Source organism: Pseudomonas sp. BIC9C (assembly GCF_034541995.1).
Lineage (GTDB): Bacteria > Pseudomonadota > Gammaproteobacteria > Pseudomonadales > Pseudomonadaceae > Aquipseudomonas > Aquipseudomonas fluorescens_CC.
Map to the genome: position 1 here is coordinate 1,284,530 of NZ_JAWDGM010000001.1, position 19,845 is coordinate 1,304,374.

17 protein-coding genes are annotated in these 19,845 nt (G+C 59.8%); 6 read left to right on the plus strand and 11 right to left on the minus strand.

Going from position 1 to position 19,845, the window contains the following annotated elements; translation table 11 throughout:
* Window positions 1–18: 18 nt before the first annotated feature.
* Together RS887_RS06030 and ybaK are read right to left on the minus strand one after the other, a co-directional pair.
* Entirely contained in the window at window positions 19–801 is a 783-nt protein-coding gene (locus RS887_RS06030) for a PhzF family phenazine biosynthesis protein (protein ID WP_322614740.1), read from the minus strand.
* A 106-nt stretch (window positions 802–907) separates the two neighbouring features.
* Window positions 908–1,378, minus strand: a complete 471-nt coding sequence (gene ybaK / locus RS887_RS06035) for a Cys-tRNA(Pro) deacylase (RefSeq protein WP_007971306.1) — start codon at window positions 1,376–1,378, stop codon at window positions 908–910.
* A gap of 349 nt (window positions 1,379–1,727) precedes the next feature.
* Here ybaK and RS887_RS06040 point away from each other — a divergent pair, with 349 nt between their 5' ends.
* The 4 genes from RS887_RS06040 to glpD all read left to right on the plus strand — a co-directional run bounded on the left by RS887_RS06040 (window position 1,728) and on the right by glpD (window position 6,882).
* Complete coding sequence (locus tag RS887_RS06040; protein WP_008018553.1) at window positions 1,728–2,579, plus strand: MIP/aquaporin family protein; 852 nt, start codon at window positions 1,728–1,730, stop codon at window positions 2,577–2,579.
* 74 nt (window positions 2,580–2,653) lie between these two features.
* Window positions 2,654–4,159 (plus strand): glycerol kinase GlpK, encoded by a 1,506-nt coding sequence (glpK, locus tag RS887_RS06045; RefSeq protein ID WP_322614741.1) that lies wholly within the window; start codon window positions 2,654–2,656, stop codon window positions 4,157–4,159.
* A gap of 95 nt (window positions 4,160–4,254) precedes the next feature.
* Complete coding sequence (locus tag RS887_RS06050; protein ID WP_007971301.1) at window positions 4,255–5,010, plus strand: DeoR/GlpR family transcriptional regulator; 756 nt, start codon at window positions 4,255–4,257, stop codon at window positions 5,008–5,010.
* A gap of 333 nt (window positions 5,011–5,343) precedes the next feature.
* On the plus strand, window positions 5,344–6,882 hold the full coding sequence (glpD, locus tag RS887_RS06055; RefSeq protein WP_111280607.1) for a glycerol-3-phosphate dehydrogenase: 1,539 nt from the start codon (window positions 5,344–5,346) through the stop codon (window positions 6,880–6,882).
* 67 nt (window positions 6,883–6,949) lie between these two features.
* Here the strand turns inward: glpD and RS887_RS06060 are convergent, their stop codons facing one another.
* From RS887_RS06060 to RS887_RS06070, 3 genes are all read right to left on the minus strand, one after another.
* A complete protein-coding gene (locus RS887_RS06060) occupies window positions 6,950–8,056 on the minus strand; it encodes an NADH:flavin oxidoreductase/NADH oxidase (protein WP_111279777.1) in 1,107 nt (368 codons plus the stop codon).
* Window positions 8,057–8,335: 279 nt separating this feature from the next.
* Window positions 8,336–10,045: a single-stranded-DNA-specific exonuclease RecJ gene (gene recJ / locus RS887_RS06065; RefSeq protein ID WP_322614742.1), complete on the minus strand. Its 1,710-nt coding sequence runs from the start codon at window positions 10,043–10,045 to the stop codon at window positions 8,336–8,338.
* A gap of 66 nt (window positions 10,046–10,111) precedes the next feature.
* Window positions 10,112–10,654 (minus strand): YaeQ family protein, encoded by a 543-nt coding sequence (locus tag RS887_RS06070; protein ID WP_007998514.1) that lies wholly within the window; start codon window positions 10,652–10,654, stop codon window positions 10,112–10,114.
* Between the two features lie 148 nt (window positions 10,655–10,802).
* Between RS887_RS06070 and RS887_RS06075 the strand changes: the two genes are divergently transcribed.
* Window positions 10,803–12,002, plus strand: a complete 1,200-nt coding sequence (locus RS887_RS06075) for a CaiB/BaiF CoA-transferase family protein (protein ID WP_322614743.1) — start codon at window positions 10,803–10,805, stop codon at window positions 12,000–12,002.
* Window positions 11,956–12,912, plus strand: coding sequence for a TIGR02285 family protein (locus tag RS887_RS06080; RefSeq protein WP_322614744.1), 957 nt, complete (start codon window positions 11,956–11,958; stop codon window positions 12,910–12,912). The genes RS887_RS06075 and RS887_RS06080 overlap by 47 nt, the downstream gene beginning before the upstream one ends.
* 170 nt (window positions 12,913–13,082) lie before the next feature.
* On the opposite strand, the gene RS887_RS06085 is transcribed toward RS887_RS06080, so the two are convergent.
* The 6 genes from RS887_RS06085 to xerD form a co-directional block, all read right to left on the minus strand.
* Window positions 13,083–13,370, minus strand: a complete 288-nt coding sequence (locus tag RS887_RS06085; RefSeq protein WP_322614745.1) for a DUF3509 domain-containing protein — start codon at window positions 13,368–13,370, stop codon at window positions 13,083–13,085.
* A gap of 161 nt (window positions 13,371–13,531) precedes the next feature.
* Entirely contained in the window at window positions 13,532–14,887 is a 1,356-nt protein-coding gene (locus RS887_RS06090; RefSeq protein WP_322614746.1) for a transporter substrate-binding domain-containing protein, read from the minus strand.
* Between the two features lie 119 nt (window positions 14,888–15,006).
* Window positions 15,007–16,416: a threonine synthase gene (gene thrC / locus RS887_RS06095; RefSeq protein WP_322614747.1), complete on the minus strand. Its 1,410-nt coding sequence runs from the start codon at window positions 16,414–16,416 to the stop codon at window positions 15,007–15,009.
* A gap of 66 nt (window positions 16,417–16,482) precedes the next feature.
* Window positions 16,483–17,787, minus strand: a complete 1,305-nt coding sequence (locus tag RS887_RS06100; RefSeq protein WP_007998527.1) for a homoserine dehydrogenase — start codon at window positions 17,785–17,787, stop codon at window positions 16,483–16,485.
* 133 nt (window positions 17,788–17,920) lie between these two features.
* Window positions 17,921–18,652 (minus strand): bifunctional protein-disulfide isomerase/oxidoreductase DsbC, encoded by a 732-nt coding sequence (gene dsbC / locus RS887_RS06105; RefSeq protein ID WP_057396742.1) that lies wholly within the window; start codon window positions 18,650–18,652, stop codon window positions 17,921–17,923.
* Between the two features lie 276 nt (window positions 18,653–18,928).
* Window positions 18,929–19,825, minus strand: a complete 897-nt coding sequence (gene xerD, locus RS887_RS06110; RefSeq protein ID WP_008018565.1) for a site-specific tyrosine recombinase XerD — start codon at window positions 19,823–19,825, stop codon at window positions 18,929–18,931.
* Window positions 19,826–19,845: the final 20 nt, after the last annotated feature.

Below are 19,845 nucleotides of genomic sequence, written 5' to 3' on the forward strand. Positions count from 1 at the left end.
TCCCACATTGGATTTACGTTAGCCCAGCATCAGCGTTCCGCTCGCCACGAGCGTTGCATTCCCGCCGATCTTCACCCGATCACCTTCCAGCCGGCAGAACAACTCCCCACCTCGCGTCGAACGCTGACAGGCCGTCAGGCTCGACTTGCCCAAACGCTTGGACCAGTACGGAATCAGGCTGCAATGGGTCGATCCGGTTACCGGATCTTCGTTGATGCCGATCGCCGGTGCGAAATAGCGGGACACGAAATCGTGGTGGTTGCCACGTGCCGTCACGATAGCGCCCAACCACGGCAGTTTCGCCAGGGCCACCATGTCCGGCTTGCAGTCGAGCACCGCTTGCTCGGACTCCAGCACCACAAACAACTCATTCGAACCCAGTACATCGACAGCCTCAACGCCGAGCGCACGCTCGACATCCAGGGTCACGCCGATTTCCGTGGGGATGATCGACGGGAAATCCAGCCACAGGCGCCCACCTTCACGCGTTACGCTCAACGGGCCGGATTTGCAGACAAAGTCCAGTCGTTCGACGGGTTCCTTGTAGATCTCAAACAACACATGGGCGCTAGCCAGCGTCGCATGACCGCACAATGGCACCTCGGTGGTCGGTGTGAACCAGCGGATGTGCCACCCTTGCCCTTCGCGCACGACAAACGCCGTTTCGGCGAGGTTGTGTTCGGCAGCAATTTTTTGCATCAATTCATCGGCAAGCCAGGTATCGAGCCGATAGACCATCGCCGGGTTGCCGCTGAATGGCTGATGGCTGAACGCGTCGACCTGATGGAACTCTAGCTGCATAACCTTCTCCCTTTGTCAGACCGCCGAGCATGCAGCGCCGGCCGACCCGGCACCAGTGACAGAGCTGGCCGATTTTCACCATACAGCGCTGCGCGCACTCCAACGCTCACGCACGGCCGATATCGGCAAACTTCGCCTGGGTGTGTTCGGCCAGCACGGCCGGTGCCAGTTCGACTTCCAGTCCACGCCGGCCCGCACTGACAAAAATGCTGGCGAAGGGCTGAGCTGAATTATCAATGAATGTACGCAAACGCTTTTTCTGCCCCAGCGGACTGATCCCGCCCAACAGATAGCCAGTGGAGCGCTGCGCTGCCGCCGGGTCGGCCATCTCTACCTTTTTCACCCCTGCGGCGTGGGCCAGCCCTTTCAAGTCCAGGCTGCCGACAACCGGCACCACGGCCACCAGCAACTCGCCTTTTTCACTGGCCGCCAGCAAGGTCTTGAACACCTGCGCCGGATCGAGCCCGAGTTTTTCTGCTGCTTCCAGCCCGTAGGAGGCAGCCTTCGGATCATGTTCGTAACTGTGTACGCGATGTTCGGCCCGAACCTTTTTCAACAAATCCAATGCGGGGGTCATGGCAGCTCCAGACAGGGCGGCAGAAGAAAAATACTGCGCCGGATTCTAGGACATTGATCGTTAAAAGGCTCTACGGCGGTGCATCCATAACGCCATCGTCTGGCCATCCCATTGCCCAACGACTTGTTCATTCATGCGACGAATAGTTTATTTATGACCGATGGTTCACTTTCGACCTTTGACAGTAGTGTTTCTTGTCTATATTTTTTCGTTTCTGAAACTGCACAAAATGTCCTACCGCAGCAACCAGCAGTAAACCGCGACCAGGATGGGGATCCTGCCTCGGCGAAAACCGCGCTCTGACCATGATGGAAAAAAGCGCCAGACAACAAAAAAAATTGAGGTTTCAATGACAACTGCTTTACAACAACCGTCGCTCTCGAGCCAATGCATGGCCGAGTTTCTGGGTACAGCGCTGCTGATCTTTTTTGGTACAGGTTGTGTTGCCGCGCTCAAAGTCGCGGGTGCCAGTTTTGGCTTGTGGGAAATCAGCATTATCTGGGGCGTCGGCGTCAGCATGGCGATCTACCTCACCGCCGGGGTTTCCGGAGCTCACCTGAACCCTGCCGTCAGCATTGCCCTGAGCATTTTTGCGGACTTCGAAAAGCGTAAACTGCCTTTCTACGTACTCGCCCAAGTGGCGGGGGCCTTCTGTGGAGCACTGTTGGTTTACACGCTCTACAGCAATCTATTCTTCGAATTCGAACAAACGCAGCACATGGTTCGCGGCACTCAAGCCAGCCTTGAACTGGCCTCCGTGTTCTCCACCTTCCCGAACCCTGTGCTGACCACCGCCCAGGCATTTCTGGTCGAGGTGATCATTACAGCCATCCTGATGGGCGTGATCATGTCCCTGACCGACGACAACAATGGCCTGCCCAAAGGCCCGCTGGCACCGCTGCTGATCGGCCTGCTGATTGCGGTGATCGGCAGTTCGATGGGACCGCTGACCGGTTTTGCCATGAACCCTGCACGAGACTTCGGCCCTAAACTGATGACTTTCTTCGCCGGCTGGGGTGAAATTTCCTTCACTGGCGGACGCGACATTCCGTACTTCCTGATTCCGGTTTTCGCGCCGATTGTCGGTGCCTGCCTCGGCGCTGCGGCCTATCGCGGGTTGATTGCCCGCCATCTGCCAAACGCCACACCTGCTACAAAGGAAGCAGTACCTGCCATCGACGGCAAACCGAGAACTTCTTGATACCGTTGACGCGTGCCCCTGCCCTTTGATCACGCGCCAGACCTCACTCCCTTTTTTCGTCCAAGGCAATCGACATGACCGACACACAGAATAAGAACTACATCATTGCCCTCGATCAGGGTACGACCAGCTCCCGCGCGATCATTTTCGACCGCGACGCGAACGTGGTGTGCACCGCCCAACGGGAGTTCGCACAGCATTACCCGCAAGCCGGTTGGGTCGAGCATGATCCGATGGAGATCTTCGCCACACAAAGCGCCGTGATGGTCGAGGCCCTGGCACAAGCCGGCCTGCACCACGATCAGGTCGCAGCCATCGGCATCACCAACCAGCGCGAAACCACCGTGGTGTGGGACAAGAACACCGGCCGCCCGATCTACAACGCCATCGTCTGGCAGTGCCGCCGCAGCACCGAGATCTGCCAGCAACTCAAGCGCGACGGTCACGAGCAATACATCAGTGAAACCACCGGCCTGGTCACGGACCCGTATTTCTCCGGCACCAAGCTCAAGTGGATTCTCGACAACGTCGAAGGCAGCCGCGAACGCGCGCGCAACGGCGAGCTGCTGTTCGGCACCGTCGACAGCTGGCTGATCTGGAAATTTACCGGCGGCAAGGTCCACGTCACCGATTACACCAACGCCTCGCGCACCATGCTCTTCAACATCCACACCCTGGAGTGGGATGCGAAGATGCTGGAGGTACTGGATATTCCGCGCGAGATGCTGCCGGAAGTGAAATCCTCGTCGGAAATTTATGGTCACACCAAAAGCGGCATTGCCATCGGTGGTATTGCCGGCGACCAGCAAGCCGCCCTGTTCGGCCAGATGTGCGTCGAGCCAGGCCAGGCGAAAAACACCTACGGCACCGGTTGCTTCCTGCTGATGAACACCGGCGACAAAGCGGTGAAATCCCGACACGGCATGCTGACCACCATCGCTTGCGGCCCGCGTGGCGAAGTGGCCTATGCGCTGGAAGGCGCGGTATTCAACGGCGGATCCACCGTGCAATGGCTGCGTGACGAGCTGAAGATCATCAACGACGCCCACGACACCGAATACTTTGCCAACAAGGTCAAGGACAGCAACGGCGTGTATCTGGTGCCGGCTTTCACCGGACTTGGCGCACCGTATTGGGACCCGTACGCCCGTGGCGCATTGTTCGGCCTGACCCGCGGCGTACGCGTGGACCACATCATTCGCGCAGCCCTGGAATCGATTGCCTACCAGACCCGCGACGTGCTGGACGCCATGCAGCAGGACTCCGGGGAGCGTCTGAAGGCCCTGCGCGTGGACGGTGGCGCAGTAGCAAACAATTTCCTCATGCAGTTCCAGGCCGACATCCTCGGCACTCAGGTCGAGTGCCCGCAAATGCGCGAAACCACGGCACTCGGCGCGGCTTACCTGGCAGGCCTGGCCTGTGGCTTCTGGGGCAGCCTGGAAGAGTTGCGTGGCAAGGCCGTGATCGAGCGCCAGTTCGAGCCGACGCTGGATGAAACGGCGAAGGAAAAACTCTACGCCGGTTGGAAAAAAGCCGTCAGCCGTACCCGCAATTGGGCGGCTGAAGACGAGGCTGAATAAACCGGGATACGAGCTCGTATCTGCATGTAACTGGTCGGGAGCAGATTCCTGCGGCATCATGGGCAAATTTTGCACGGCAGCCCAAAGGACGCCCCATGAATCTGCCTCCCCGTCAGCAGCAAATCCTCGAACTGGTTCGCGAACGCGGCTATGTCAGTATCGAGGAAATGGCCACGTTGTTCGTTGTTACACCGCAGACCATCCGCCGCGACATCAATCAGCTCGCGGAAGCCAATTTGTTGCGTCGCTACCACGGTGGCGCCGCTTATGATTCCAGTGTCGAAAACACCGCCTACGCCATGCGCGCCGATCAGATGCGCGATGAAAAACAGCGTATCGGCGAAGCCATTGCCGCGCAGATTCCCGACCATGCCTCATTGTTCATCAACATCGGCACGACCACTGAGTCCATCGCCCGGGCACTGCTCAACCACAGTCACCTGAAGATCATCACCAACAACCTGCATGTGGCGTCGATGCTCAGCGCCAAGGACGATTTCGATGTCCTGCTGACTGGTGGCAACGTTCGGCGTGACGGTGGTGTGGTGGGTCAGGCCAGTGTCGACTTCATCAACCAGTTCAAGGTCGATTTCGCCCTGGTGGGCATCAGCGGCATCGATGAGGATGGCAGCCTGCTGGATTTCGACTACCAGGAAGTGCGGGTATCCCAGGCGATCATCGCCAATGCCCGGCAAGTGATCCTTGCGGCCGACTCCAGCAAGTTCGGGCGCAACGCCATGATTCGCCTGGGGCCGATCAGCCTGGTCGATTGCCTGGTCACTGATCAGCAGCCTTCCCCGGCGCTGGCGCAATTGTTGAACCAGCACAAGGTTCGGCTGGAGGTTGTTTAAGCCTTTCGAATGCAATGCTCCCCTGTGGCGAGGGAGCTTGCTCCCGCTCGGCGGCGAAGCCGTCGCGAACCCGACTGGCTCGATACACCTGACTGAACCTGGTTAACGGTTTTCAGGACTGCTTCGCAGCCCAGCGGGAGCAAGCTCCCTCGCCACAAAAGCCCTCCTGACACGCATCAAAATGTTCGTAAATTTTCCTTTAACGGCCCTTCGATGAGTATTTTCAATCGAAGCTGACTGGCTGTGGGCGTCTTTATGGGCTAGTATTTTCGCAAATGAACATTAATGTTCGAATTCAAATACAGAACATCAAAGAATTCCGAGGCCGAGCCGATGCCCACTTCCACCTTGCCTACGCCCCCTCTCGCCGAGGTCTACGATATCGCCGTCATCGGTGGCGGGATCAATGGCGTGGGGATTGCTGCGGATGCCGCTGGCCGTGGCCTGTCAGTGTTCCTTTGTGAAAAGGATGACCTGGCCAGCCATACCTCGTCGGCCAGCAGCAAGCTGATCCACGGCGGCCTGCGCTACCTCGAGCATTACGAATTTCGCCTGGTGCGTGAAGCCCTGGCCGAACGTGAAGTGCTGTTGGCCAAGGCCCCGCACATCGTCAAGCAAATGCGTTTCGTGTTGCCGCACCGCCCGCACCTGCGCCCGGCGTGGATGATCCGTGCCGGCCTGTTCCTCTATGACAACCTGGGCAAGCGCGAGCAACTCGAAGGTTCGAAAAGCCTGAAGTTCGGCCCCGACAGCGCGCTGAAAAGCGAGATCACCAAAGGCTTCGAATATTCCGATTGCTGGGTCGACGACGCGCGCCTGGTGGTGTTGAACGCCATGGCCGCCCGGGAAAAAGGCGCCCACGTTCACACCCAGACCCGCTGCGTCAGCGCGCGCCGTACCAAGGGCCTGTGGCACCTGCACCTGGAACGCGCCGATGGCAGTCTGTTTTCGATCCGCGCCAAGGCATTGGTCAATGCGGCCGGGCCATGGGTCGCCAAGTTCATTCGGGATGACCTGAAGATGGAATCGCCTTACGGCATCCGCCTGATCCAGGGCAGCCACCTGATCGTGCCGAAACTGTACGAAGGTGAACACGCACACATCCTGCAAAACGAAGATCAGCGCATCGTGTTCACCATTCCGTACCTGAATCAGTTCACCCTGATCGGCACCACCGACCGCGAGTACACTGGCGATCCGGCAGCCGTTGCGATCACCGACGGCGAAACCGATTACCTGTTGAACGTGGTCAATGCCCACTTCAAAAAGCAGATCAGCCGCGGCGACATCCTGCACAGCTATTCCGGCGTGCGCCCATTGTGCAACGACGAATCCGACAACCCGTCGGCCGTGACCCGCGACTACACCCTGGCGCTGTCTGGCACCGGCGAAGAAGCGCCGTTGCTGTCGGTGTTCGGCGGCAAGCTCACAACCTATCGCAAACTGGCCGAGTCGGCGCTGGCGCAACTGGCACCGTACTTCAAGCACATCCAGCCAAGCTGGACCGCCAGCGCCACGCTGCCGGGCGGTGAAGACATGACTACCCCGCAAGCCTTGAGCTCGCGTATCCGCGATCAATTCGACTGGGTACCGACCGAGATCGCTCGCCGCTGGGCCACCACCTACGGCAGCCGTACCTGGCGCATGCTTGAAGGTGTACAGGACCTCAGCGATTTGGGCGAGCACATCGGCGGTGGTCTCTACACCCGTGAAGTCGACTATCTGTGCAGCGAAGAATGGGCCACCAGCGCCCATGACATCCTCTGGCGTCGCAGCAAGCTCGGTTTGTTCACGACGGTGGCCGAACAGGAAAAGCTCAAGGACTACCTGAACCAGGTCGAACAGAACCGCAGCAAGATCGAAGCGGCCTGATCGGTCGCTGGTATAAACAAAAGCCCCTGGGTCTCACGATCCAGGGGCTTTTTCGTATCGATGGATGTCAGTCGCGCAAATCCGATTCATGAATCGGCTGCTCACGGTGAGTCGCCCGCTGATACTGCGCCGGCCACACGGCCTTGTGCCCGCCCAGATCGTCATCTGCATGCAGCGCCCAGTACGGATCGCGCAACAACTCCCGGGCCAGGAAGATGATGTCCGCCTGACAGGTGCGCAGGATGTGCTCGGCCTGCGCCGGCTCGGTGATCATGCCAACGGTGCCGGTGGCCATACCTGACTCCTTGCGCACACGCTCGGCAAAGCGGGTCTGGTAACCCGGCCCTGTGGGAATCTCGGCATTCACCGCCGTCCCGCCCGACGAGACGTCGATCAGGTCAACCCCCAGCGCTTTGAGGCGACGCGCGAGCTCCACGGTTTCATCGGGGTTCCAGCCGTCCTCCACCCAGTCGGTGGCGGAGACCCGGACAAACACCGGCAATTCTTCAGGCCACACTGCACGCACCGCTTCGGTGACCTGCAGCACCAGGCGAATGCGATTTTCGAACGAACCGCCATATTGATCGCGACGCTGATTGCTCAACGGCGACAGGAACTGATGCAGCAGGTAACCATGGGCGGCGTGCACTTCGACCACCTTGAAACCGGCCGTCAGTGAGCGCTTTGCCGCCTCGACAAAGGCCTGGATCACCTTGGCGATCTCGCCGTCATCGAGTTGTCTGGGTTGGGTGTGCTGCGGGTCGAATGCAATCGGTGAAGGGCCGACCGGCACCCAGCCGCCCTCGTCGGGTTTGACGCTGCCATGCTTGCCGAGCCACGGCCGGTGGGTGCTGGCCTTGCGCCCGGCATGGGCCAGTTGAATGCCGGCAACGGCGCCCTGGGCATTGATGAAGCGGGTGATGCGTTGCAGGGGTTCGATCTGCTCGTCATTCCACAGACCGAGGTCCTGAGCCGTGATACGTCCATCGGCGGTGACCGCCGTGGCTTCGGTAAATACCAGTCCGGCCCCGCCGATAGCGCGGCTGCCAAGGTGGACCAGATGCCAGTCATTGGCCAGGCCATCGGCGCTGGAGTACTGGCACATAGGCGACACCGCGATGCGGTTGGGCAGGGTCAATTGACGAAGGGTAAAGGGTTCAAGCAGCAGACTCATGGGGCACCTCTCGAATCAGTGGGCAGGCTCCAGGTTCTGTTTGAATAGTCGACGAGTGACAGGAAAAAGGTACGGCACCCGCCCCCGCGGGCAAAAAATTCGACAAGACGTCACAAGGCCAAAATCAAGCAGTGCTTAGAGCCTAGTCGACATCGGGGATGTCGCCCCCTTGTAGGAGCGAGCTCGCTCGCGATGGACGCGAACGATGGCGCTGGGGACCTGATACCCCGCGGTGTCCTGTCGTCCATCGCGAGCGAGCTCGCTCCTACAGGTGTCGGGTCAACGCGGTTCGATGTGGGCAATCATCAGTTGAACCGTCTCGTTGCCACGAAACTCGTTGAGGTCGAGCTTGTAGGCCAATTCCACCCACTTGATGGTGGGATTCGGCCAGATGTCGCGGTCGATCCCGAAGGCAATGCCGTCGAGTTTCACCGAACCACATTCACTTTTCAGCACCACTTTGAGGTGCCGTTCGCCCACCACCCGCTGTTCGACCAACTGGAACACCCCATGAAACAACGGCTCCGGGAAGTGTTGCCCCCAAGGGCCGGCATGCCGCAGGGCGCGGGCCAGTTCCAGGTGAAATTCTTCCACCGCCAGGGTGCCGTCCGACAGCAGGCGGCCAGTCAGGTCTTCTTCGCGCAGTTGCCGGCGCACTTCAGCGTCAAAGGCTTCGGCGAACAAGGGGAAATTCGCCTCCGGCAGCGTCAGGCCGGCCGCCATCGCGTGGCCACCGTACTTGGTGATCAGATTCGGATGCTGCGCCGCCACCACGCTCAGGGCATCGCGGATGTGAAAGCCCTGGACCGAACGCCCCGAGCCTTTGAGCAGGCCGTCTCCGGCATCGGCAAAGGCGATGGTCGGGCGGAAATAACGCTCTTTCATCCGTGACGCGAGGATACCGATGACGCCCTGGTGCCACTCGGGATCGAACAGGCACAAGCCGAACGGCATCGACTCCACCGGCAGATCCTTGAGTTGCGCCAGCGCTTCGCGTTGCATGCCCTGCTCGATGGATTTGCGATCCTGGTTCATGCCGTCCAATTGAGCAGCCATCTCACGGGCCAGACCTGTGTCTTCGGTCAGCAGGCATTCGATGCCCAGGCTCATGTCATCCAGGCGCCCTGCGGCGTTCAGGCGCGGGCCGACAATGAAACCCAGATCGGTGGAGGTGATGCGCGCATGATCGCGCTTGGCCACTTCGAGGATCGCCTTGATCCCCGGTCGGGCACGTCCGGCGCGAATCCGCTCCAGCCCCTGATGCACCAGAATCCGGTTGTTGGCATCCAGCGGCACCACGTCGGCCACGCTGCCCAAGGCCACCAGATCGAGCAATTCGCCGATATTCGGCTGCGGCTTGCTGGTGTACCAGCCCAGCTCGCGCAACCGCGCACGCAAGGCCATCAGCACATAGAAAATCACCCCGACACCGGCCAGTGCCTTGCTCGGGAACTCGCAACCGGGCTGGTTCGGATTGACGATGGCGTCGGCCAACGGCAGCTCGTCACCGGGCAGGTGGTGGTCGGTGACGAGCACCTTGAGCCCGGCCTTTTGCGCCGCGGCCACGCCTTCGACGCTCGAGATGCCGTTGTCGACGGTGATCAGCAAATGAGGCCGACGCTCAAGCGCGACCGCGACAATCTCCGGTGTCAGGCCGTAGCCGTAGTCGAAACGGTTCGGCACCAGATAATCGACATGCGCCGCACCCAGCAAACGCAGGCCCAGCGTGCCCACGGTGCTGGCCGTCGCGCCGTCGGCATCGAAGTCGCCGACGATCAGAATGCGCTGGCGTTGTTCCAGCGCCGTCACCAATAGATCCACGGCGGCATCAATGCCCTTGAGCTGCTGGAACGGAATCAACCGCGCCAGGCTTTTGTCCAGCTCCACCTCGGATTGCACGCCGCGCGCCGCGTACAGGCGGGTCAGCAGTGGCGGAATATCACCGAGGAATGGCAGGGTGTCGGGCAGCAGGCGAGGTTCGATGCGCATGGGGTGAAAGATGCTTCTCTTCAATACGTAGGATAAAACCGGGTGACGCGCTAAAGCGGCGAAAAATCAGCCGCGCTCACCGGCCAGCCACTGCAACTGGACTTCGTGCTGACCACGGTCGTCGGTGACGAAGATCGTCCCTTCGCTGATCATCACGTCCCACTTGATGACGCGCGGCATGTCTTTGGCCAGGGTTTCCAGGACTTCCTGAGGCACGGCAGCGATGTTGACGTTTTTCAGGTTTTTCACCGCCGGCACCACTTTGCCTTCCCACACGCGCAGGCTGCCATAGGCCAACAGGCTGGTACGCTCGGTGCGGCGCGAGCACCAGGTCAGGCGCTCGGCATCCGGCTGGCCGACTTCGATCCAGTGCAGGACGCGGTCATCCAGGCTTTTTTCCCACAAGGCAGGTTCATCCACTTCCGACAGACCACGGCCGAACGACAGCTGCTCGTTGTACCAGAGGGCGTAGGCCAGCAGGCGAACGGTCATGCGCTCTTCGGTTTCCGAAGGGTGACGGGCGATGGTCTGCTTCACGTTCTCATAGACGCTGCGGTCGAGGTCGGTGAGGTTCAGTTCAAACTTGTAGGTCGTGGACGGCTGGGCCATGAACGGGCTTCTTGATACGAGGAAAGGCGGCAAGTCTAACCGATGCGCAAGGCATTCCACGAATTGAAGGTGATCAACCTGAAGCGTCTGACAGTCGGCTATGTTAAAAACGCTGTATTCGCTCATCCCTTGCCCTACAGGATCCCGCATGCCGCTCACCGCCAAACCGCTATCCGGTCTGAAAGTCATCGAATTGGGCACCTTGATTGCCGGCCCGTTTGCTTCGCGCATTTGCGCTGAATTCGGTGCCGATGTGATCAAGATCGAATCCCCGGACGGCGGTGATCCATTGCGCAAATGGCGCAAGTTGTATGAAGGCACTTCGTTGTGGTGGTTTGTCCAGGCCCGCAACAAAAAGTCCCTGACCCTCAATCTCAAGCATCCCGACGGCCAGGCGATCCTGAAGCAGCTGCTGGGTGAAGCAGACATTCTGATCGAGAACTTTCGCCCCGGCGTCCTGGAAAAACTCGGCCTGGGCTGGGATGTCCTGCACGCCTTGAACCCGAAACTGGTCATGGTGCGGCTGTCGGGATTCGGCCAGACCGGCCCGATGAAAGATCAGCCCGGCTTCGGTGCGGTTGGTGAATCCATGGGGGGCCTGCGCTATATCACCGGCTTCGAAGACCGGCCACCCGTGCGCACCGGCATTTCCATCGGCGACTCGATTGCCGCCCTCTGGGGCGTGATCGGCGCGTTGATGGCCCTGCGTCATCGCGAGGTCAACGGCGGCCAGGGCCAAGTGGTGGACGTGGCGCTGTATGAAGCCATCTTCGCGATGATGGAAAGCATGGTCCCGGAGTTCGATGTGTTCGGCTTCATTCGCGAACGCACGGGCAATATCATGCCGGGCATCACCCCGTCCTCGATTCACACCAGTGCCGATGGCAAGCACGTGCAGATCGGTGCCAATGGCGACGCGATTTTCAAACGCTTCATGCTGATCATTGGTCGGGAAGACCTGGCCAACGACCCCCTGCTTGCCAGCAACGATGGCCGCGATGCCCGACGCGACGAGATTTATGGCGTCATCGATCGCTGGGTCAACTCGTTGCCGCTGGACACCGTGCTGGCACTGCTCAATCAGGCCGACGTGCCAGCCAGCCGGATCTTCAGCGCCGAAGACATGTTCAACGATCCTCAGTACCTGGCGCGGGAAATGTTCCTGCAAGCCAAGTTGCCGGACGGCAAAGACTTCAAGATGCCGGGCATTGTGCCGAAACTCTCAGAGACACCCGGTGAATGTGAATGGGTCGGGCCACAACTGGGTGAGCACAACGCACAGGTACTCCAGGAACTTGGCTATGACGCGTCGCAGATCGCACAGTTGCGCAAAGACGGAGCCATTTGAGCTGCGGCGCCCGCCTCGACGCTACCCGTCGTGCGGCGGGTGGCTGCTGTGCATGCTGGCGATTTTACTTTTGCTCCTTGATCCGATCCCGTCAGCCCTGGCGCAACCCAAGGAAAGCCTGATCTGGCTCAAGCGCGACCTGCCGCCGCTGACGATTTTCGACGGGCCGAAAAAAGGCCAGGGCGTTATCGATCAATTGCTTCCCTTGTTGATTGCCGGCATGCCGCAATACCAGCACAGTGTGATGAGGGTCAATCGTGCGCGTGGACTGCAAATGCTTCACGAACCGATCCTCGTCTGCGACGCGGCACTGAACTGGAGTAAGGAACGGGAAAAGTGGATCGCCTTTTCCATTCCAGTCTTCCGGGCCATGAGCAATGGACTGGCCGTGCGCCGCGTTGACCAGAACGTGCTGGCACCCTTTATTAAGGATGGCGAAGTGGACCTGGCCGCGCTGCTCGCCAGCGGCAGCGAAAAACTGGGGATTATTGCCGAACGCAATTACGGCGAATACCTCGACGGGCTGCTCAAGCAAGCGCCAGCCGACGCGCTGGCCCCTCATTACGGCAACGACGCCTTGGGCAGCCTGCTGCAAATGCAGCGCCTGGGACGCTTGCGCCTGCTGTTGGGCTATCGTCCGGAAATTCGCTACCAGGCCTCACTGCAAGGCATCACCGAGGATGAATTGCAGTTCTATCCGATCCGGGGCACAGGCAAATACCTGTCCGGTTACATCGGTTGCACCGACACGCCCAAGGGCCGGCAGGCCATTGTCGAGATCAATCAGGTACTGCGCACCCTGCCCCGCGAACGCCTTGATGAGGCCTACGCCGCCTGGCTGGATCCGCAAAGCCGCAGCGATTACCTGAAAGACACCAAGACGTTTTTTGACAATCTGGTGCAGCCATGACAAATCCCGGACAAAAAGAAACCCCGGGAAGTGGGGAGACGACCCGGGGTTAAACGTGGCCTGTTTGTAGACCAGTCGCAGCAAGCTACAAGCACCGGAGCACAATGCCTGATCCTGCTGTTACTGGGTCTGACTGACCTGGACGCGGGAAGGTTCCCACAAAATCCCATTCAATTGCGGCTGGCCAGCAGCTTGTCCTGCGCCGCATTTCGCAATGCCGCGATGACACAAGGCTCTAGGCGTCCTTCAGCGATCAGCACGTCGCGATGCAAACCGTCGACCACATCCGTCAGCAAGCGTTTGTCATTCAACTGGGCCTGACTGAACTCGCGCTCGACCACGGTCGCGCCGATAGCATTCGTCAGGGTCACCCGGCATTCGCCACGAATGCCTGACGGGGTCAATGTGACCTGATACGGGCTCAGCGCCTCTCCGAGCAACAGACTGATACTTTCCATCCCGATCACCACTCAATAGTCCGAAAACAATGTGCCTGGGGCATGCCTGCAACAGATGACCACTGGCCCGAGAAGAAAGTTCTGGATACCGACCGCAAGCGAACCTGCTGCTCAGTCAAGAGAGCATGCACGGCAAACATGACAGAGAAAAAACGCCAGCATCACGTCTGTCGGGTGCGCCGGCCGATGTCGGCCCAGCCCCCCAACAATCCTCGCAGCTCGCCATCGGCCGTGTAAAACGGCACTGTCCACTGGTAGATATCCCTGACACCGTCCTTGAACACCAATTGACGCTCGAAGAAGCGCGTTCTTCGCGTACTCAACTGCGCCAGAAACTCGGCATGCAGCAGTTCCGCGGTTTGTCTGGGCATGACATCGACCTCGATCAACTGCCGCCCCTGCATCCGGTCAAAACGCGTCGACAAGGCGTCCTCATAGCTTTTGTTGCACATGATCAAACGCCCTTGCAGATCACGGACAAACATCGGATCAGGCATGGCATCCATCAGCGCATGCTGGAATGCGAGCTGATCACTCAGACGCCTTTGGGCCTCGACCCGTTGCCTGACCACCACCGCCAACCGCCGATTCCAGAGCAGGGACAACAGGCCGAACAGGCCGACCACAAACATGCCCCAGAAGACCCACTGGTCAAGCTGCTGCCTGACGCCAGGCGCCTGTGGCGTGGTAACACCACGGAACCACTTGCGGCGAAGATCGCGCAGCTCCTGCGCAGGAAATGTCTCGAGCGCCTTGTTGAGGATGCTCAGCAACTGCGGCTGACCTTTGCGCACCGCCAGATAATCCGCGTCCCATATGTCCGGCACCGCAGCTCCGACCTGCAGCCGGCCCGATGGAAAAAGCCGGGCGCTGATTTCGCTTTCGATGGTGGCATAGGCTTCGCCGCTCTCAACCCAGGCACGGGCTTCGGCGGAGGTTTTAACCGAACGCAACTCGATGGACGGATAATCGCGACGGATCATCGCTTCCAGTGCATGCCGGGTCGGCAGCACCAGTACCCGCTTCGCCAGATCCTCCAGCGACTGCACCGGCGGTGCTCCGGCCACCCCGACAAAGACCCATCCTGCACCACCGAACGCATGGCTGAAATCGAGAAACGTCCTGCGTTCGTCATTCATTGACAGTAGGGTGCTCAAATCCGCCGCGCCGCTTTCCAGGCGTGCCAGCATCTGATCGACAGAAAAAGACTCTTCGTAAACGAACTGCAACCCCGTCATGTCACTGATGCGTTTGAGCAGGTCACTGTTCAGGCCCGTCCATTGACCCGTTTCATCCTTGAACTGGTACAACGGGTATTCCAGTGCCGTGACTACGACCCGTGGATGGCTGGCTATCCACTGCAACTCCTGTTCATCCAGAACGACCATTGAGCGTGTAACAGACTTTCCACGCTCTTGAATCAATGCAGGGCTCGCCCCTCCCCATTGGGCAACACCCAGGATGACGAGCAAAAACAGCCAGCGCACAACCGGCTTGAACACACTTGTAAACAGCATTCCCACATCCTTGGTGATCCACTCGCCTGTCCTTTCGCGGCGATAACACGACAAGTGTGCATGCAGAAATGAAAAAGCCCGTCAGGAGACGGGCTTCAAAATGTAACAGCTTTGACCGGTTACAGCGGTTTGCCGCGGTTGCCATGCTGGCTGACAAAGGCCTGCACGGCCTTCAGGTCATTTGGCAATACGGTGCAACGTTCGTCTCGTTCAAACAAATCAGAAAGATGTACAGGCAGTTCGAGAGCTTTTCCTACACCGGCCTTTTCCACGGCATCCGGGAATTTGACCGGGTGGGCGGTGCCCAGGATCACCATTGGAATGTCCAGGCTTCGGCGGCATTCCCGCGCGGCTTTCACGCCGATGGCCGTGTGCGGATCTAGCACTTCGCCGGTCTGCTCATAGACTTCGGCGATGGTTTCGCAGGTTTGCGCGTCATCCACGGCCAGCGAGTCGAACAACTTGCGGGCTTCGGTCCAGCGCTCTTGCTCGACACTGAAACCGCCGCCCTGCTTGAACGAGTCCATCAGCCCGGCGAGTGCCGCGCCATTGCGACCATGCAGGTCGAACAGCAGGCGTTCGAAGTTCGACGACACCATGATGTCCATGGACGGCGACAGCGTGGCGTGCAGGGTTTCCTTGACGTACTGGTTGCCGCTCATGAAGCGGTGCAGGATGTCGTTGCGGTTGGTGGCGACGATCAACTGGTTGATCGGCAGGCCCATGTTGCGCGCCAGGTAACCGGCGAAGATGTCGCCGAAGTTGCCGGTCGGCACCGAGAACGACACCGAACGCGCCGGGCCGCCCAGTTGCAGGGCTGCGTGGAAGTAGTAAACGATCTGGGCCATGATCCGCGCCCAGTTGATCGAGTTCACCGCAACCAGGCGAGTGCCCTTGAGGAAGCCCTGGTCGGCGAAGCTCGCCTTGACCATTTCCTGGCAGTCATCGAAGTTGCCTTCGATGGCGATGTTGTGAATGTTCTCACCGAAGATGGTGGTCATCTGCCGACGCTGCACTTCGGACACGCGGTTGTGCGGGTGCAGGATGAAGATGTCGACGTTTTCGCAGTGCTTGCAGCCTTCGATGGCGGCCGAGCCGGTATCACCGGAGGTGGCACCGACGATCACCACGCGCTCGCCGCGCTTTTCCAGCACGTAGTCGAGCAAACGACCGAGCAGTTGCAGGGCGAAGTCCTTGAACGCCAGGGTCGGACCGTGGAACAACTCCAGCACCCATTCGTTGCCGTTCAGCTGACGCAGCGGCGCGACGGCGTTGTGGGCGAACACACCGTAGGTTTCTTCAAGAATCTTTTTGAAATCGGCGTCCGGAATGCTGCCGGTGACGAACGGGCGCATGACGCGGAAGGCCAGCTCGTGATACGGCAGGCCGGCCCAGGAAGCGATTTCTTCCTGGGTAAAACGTGGCAGGTTTTCCGGGACGTACAGACCGCCGTCGGTGGCAAGACCTGCCAGCAGGACGTCTTCGAAATTCAGGGCCGGTGCCTGGCCGCGGGTACTGATGTAACGCATGACTGACTCCAATGGACAGTGTTCGTAGTGCCGGGTCCGCAAGCGAGCCCGGTCAACGATATCGGCTTAGTTCAGGTGCTCGACACGGATCCGTACAACCGGACCGACCACACCCGCCAGGGCTTCCAGAGCAGCGATGGCATCGTTGATGTGCTGTTCCAGCACGCGGTGAGTCAGCAGGATCATCGGCACCAGGCCGTCGTGTTCCTCGGCTTCCTTCTGCATGATCGACTCGATGTTGATGCCGCGCTCCGAAAGGATGCTCGCGACCTGAGCCAATACGCCTGGATGGTCCTTGGCCTGGATACGCAGGTAGTAGGCGCTTTCGCAGGCTTCGATCGGCAGGATCGGGTGAGCCGACAGCGAATCCGGCTGGAATGCCAGGTGCGGCACACGGTTTTCCGGGTCGGACGTCATGGCGCGGACCACATCCACCAGGTCGGCGATCACCGACGAAGCGGTCGGCTCCATACCGGCACCGGCACCGTAGAACAGGGTCGAACCGGCAGCATCGCCGTTGACCATCACGGCGTTCATCACGCCGTTGACGTTGGCGATCAGGCGATCGGCCGGGATCAGCGTCGGGTGCACGCGCAGTTCGATACCGGCCGCGGTGCTGCGCGCCACGCCCAGGTGCTTGATGCGGTAGCCCAGCGCTTCGGCGTAGTTCACGTCGGCGGTGGTCAGTTTGGTGATGCCTTCGGTGTAGGCCTTGTCGAACTGCAGCGGGATACCGAACGCGATGGAGGCCAGGATCGTCAGCTTGTGAGCGGCGTCGATGCCTTCAACGTCGAAGGTCGGATCGGCTTCGGCGTAACCCAATGCCTGGGCTTCGGCCAATACGTCTTCGAAGGTGCGACCCTTCTCGCGCATTTCCGTCAGGATGAAGTTGCCGGTGCCGTTGATGATGCCGGCCACCCAGTTGATGCGGTTGGCAGACAGGCCTTCGCGGATCGCCTTGATCACCGGAATACCGCCGGCCACCGCCGCTTCGAACGCAACGATCACACCCTTCTCGCGGGCCTTGGCGAAAATTTCATTACCGTGAACGGCGATAAGCGCCTTGTTCGCGGTGACCACATGCTTGCCATTCTCGATGGCCTTGAGTACCAGCTCGCGGGCAACGGTATAGCCGCCCATCAGCTCTATGACGATGTCGATCTCAGGGTTCGTGGCCACTTCGAAGACATCGTTGGTAATCGCAATACCGGTCGTTTGGAACTGAGGCTTTGGCGTGCGCATGGCAATTTGTGCCACTTCGATTCCACGCCCGGCACGACGAGCGATTTCCTCGGCGTTGCGCTGAAGTACGTTGAAGGTTCCGCCACCGACGGTCCCTAACCCACAGATGCCTACTTTGACCGGTTTCACTGTGAACTCCCCATAAAACGGCCGACACAAGGCCGGCCGTGAAAACAACCGCAGATTCGCGGCTCTCTATTGATGGCCCGACAATGCTGCCGCCGGACCACGCTCGTCAACGACTGAGCGTGACGATGCGAATTTACTTCGCGCCCAGCGCCAGTTTGGCGACTTGTGGCGCAGGCTGGTAGCCCGGAATGACCTGACCGTCGGCCAAAACGATGGCCGGCGTACCGTTCACGCCAATAGACTGACCGAGGGCGAACTGTTTGGAAACCGGGTTATCGCACTTGGCGGCCTTGATTTCCTTGCCGTCGACCATTTTGTCCATGGCCGCTTTCTTGTCTTTCGAGCACCACACCGCCTGCAGCTGTTCGTCTCCCGGCGAGCCCAGGCCCTGACGCGGGAACGCGACGTAACGCACTTCGATGCCGCGCTTGTTCAGCTCAGGCACTTCGGCGTGCAGCTTGTGGCAGTACGGGCAGGTGGTGTCGGTGAATACGGTGATGTGCGACTTGGTTTCGCCAATGGCCGGGTAGACCACGGTTTCAGCCACTGGAATGTCGTTGATCAGCTTGGCAATGCCCAGGCGTTCAGTCTTCTCTGTCAGGTTGACTGGCTTGCCGTCCTTGAGATCGAACAGGTAGCCCTGAACCACGTACTGGCCGTCGGCACTGGCGTACAGCACACGGCTGCCTTTGAGCTTGACTTCGTACAGGCCTGGCAACGGGCTGGCGGTGATGCTTTCCACCGGCACTTCGAGCTGGAGGTTTTCCAGGCTTTTACGAATGGCTTTGTCGGCCGCGTCATCGGCGACGGCAAAGGTGCTGACCAACGCAATGGCTGCGGCGGCGAAAATCTGGGTCAGACGCATGAGAACTCCTGAAGGCGAACATATGGGACGATCAGAACGCCCGTGCCAAGACACCGGGTCATAACCGCCCATCGTGCAAACCGGTCAAGCCTATCACATAAGGTTCTTGGGGCCGAATGCCAGTGATACAAGGCATTGGTGAATGCTTTTCCGTAGGAGCGAGCTTGCTCCGGGCGGCGTTCCGACGATGATCGTTAACGATAATGCATGCTGACTGGTTTAACGCGGCGCCTTTAAGATCATCGCGAGCAAGCTCGCTCCTACAGGGGGTTACGGTCAGCCTCTGGGGTGGTGTTTGGCATGCAGGTCCTGCAAACGCGCACGGGCAACGTGGGTGTAGATCTGCGTCGTCGACAAATCGCTGTGCCCCAGCAGCATCTGCACCACCCTCAGGTCTGCACCGTGGTTGAGCAGGTGCGTGGCGAAGGCGTGGCGCAGCGTGTGCGGCGACAGCGACTTGCCGATCCCGGCCACCTTGGCCTGGTGCTTGATCCGGTGCCAGAAGGTCTGGCGGGTCATCTGCTCGCCACGCTGACTGGGGAACAACACATCACTGGGACGCCCGCCGAGCAGCTCGCCCCGCCCATCGCGCATGTAGCGCTCGACCCAGACAATCGCCTCCTCCCCCATCGGGACCAGTCGCTCCTTGCTGCCCTTGCCCATCACTCGCAGCACGCCTTGACGCAGATTGACCTGTTCCAGCGTGAGGCTGATCAGCTCCGTCACCCGCAGACCGCAGGCGTAAAGCACTTCAAGCATGGCGCGGTCGCGCTGTCCGATGGCTTCGCTCAAATCAGGCGCCTTCAACAGCGCTTCTACATCGGCCTCCGACAAGGATTTGGGCAGCGGTCTGCCAAGTTGCGGCATATCAACCCTTAACGTTGGATCGACAGCGATCATCTTTTCCCGCAACAGATAGCGATAGAAGCCGCGCACCCCGGAGAGAAATCGCGCGGTGGAACGAGGTTTGTAGTTTTGCTCCAGGCGCCAGGCCAGGTGGTCGAGAATCAACTCGCGCCCGGCATTGACCAGCTCCAGCCCTTTGTCCTGTAGCCAGCCATTGAACAGCGTGAGGTCACTGCGATAGGCATCGCGGGTGTTATCGGAAAGGCCTTTCTCCAGCCACAAGGCGTCGAGGAATTGGTCTATCAGCGGGTGATCGATGGCAGGCATGGGCACTCAAATCACGCAGC

What these genes read in the sequence shown, in the direction of transcription:
- xerD (WP_008018565.1), bottom strand. Translation starts at nt 19,825, where the DNA reads ATGCCTGCCATCGATCACCCGCTGATAGACCAATTCCTCGACGCCTTG.
- RS887_RS06075 (WP_322614743.1), top strand. Translation starts at nt 10,803, where the DNA reads ATGCCGCTCACCGCCAAACCGCTATCCGGTCTGAAAGTCATCGAATTG.
- RS887_RS06090 (WP_322614746.1), bottom strand. Translation starts at nt 14,887, where the DNA reads ATGCTGTTTACAAGTGTGTTCAAGCCGGTTGTGCGCTGGCTGTTTTTG.
- RS887_RS06070 (WP_007998514.1), bottom strand. Translation starts at nt 10,654, where the DNA reads ATGGCCCAGCCGTCCACGACCTACAAGTTTGAACTGAACCTCACCGAC.
- ybaK (WP_007971306.1), bottom strand. Translation starts at nt 1,378, where the DNA reads ATGACCCCCGCATTGGATTTGTTGAAAAAGGTTCGGGCCGAACATCGC.
- thrC (WP_322614747.1), bottom strand. Translation starts at nt 16,416, where the DNA reads ATGCGTTACATCAGTACCCGCGGCCAGGCACCGGCCCTGAATTTCGAA.
- RS887_RS06030 (WP_322614740.1), bottom strand. Translation starts at nt 801, where the DNA reads ATGCAGCTAGAGTTCCATCAGGTCGACGCGTTCAGCCATCAGCCATTC.
- recJ (WP_322614742.1), bottom strand. Translation starts at nt 10,045, where the DNA reads ATGCGCATCGAACCTCGCCTGCTGCCCGACACCCTGCCATTCCTCGGT.
- glpD (WP_111280607.1), top strand. Translation starts at nt 5,344, where the DNA reads ATGCCCACTTCCACCTTGCCTACGCCCCCTCTCGCCGAGGTCTACGAT.
- RS887_RS06085 (WP_322614745.1), bottom strand. Translation starts at nt 13,370, where the DNA reads ATGGAAAGTATCAGTCTGTTGCTCGGAGAGGCGCTGAGCCCGTATCAG.
- RS887_RS06060 (WP_111279777.1), bottom strand. Translation starts at nt 8,056, where the DNA reads ATGAGTCTGCTGCTTGAACCCTTTACCCTTCGTCAATTGACCCTGCCC.
- dsbC (WP_057396742.1), bottom strand. Translation starts at nt 18,652, where the DNA reads ATGCGTCTGACCCAGATTTTCGCCGCCGCAGCCATTGCGTTGGTCAGC.
- glpK (WP_322614741.1), top strand. Translation starts at nt 2,654, where the DNA reads ATGACCGACACACAGAATAAGAACTACATCATTGCCCTCGATCAGGGT.
- RS887_RS06040 (WP_008018553.1), top strand. Translation starts at nt 1,728, where the DNA reads ATGACAACTGCTTTACAACAACCGTCGCTCTCGAGCCAATGCATGGCC.
- RS887_RS06050 (WP_007971301.1), top strand. Translation starts at nt 4,255, where the DNA reads ATGAATCTGCCTCCCCGTCAGCAGCAAATCCTCGAACTGGTTCGCGAA.
- RS887_RS06080 (WP_322614744.1), top strand. Translation starts at nt 11,956, where the DNA reads ATGACGCGTCGCAGATCGCACAGTTGCGCAAAGACGGAGCCATTTGAG.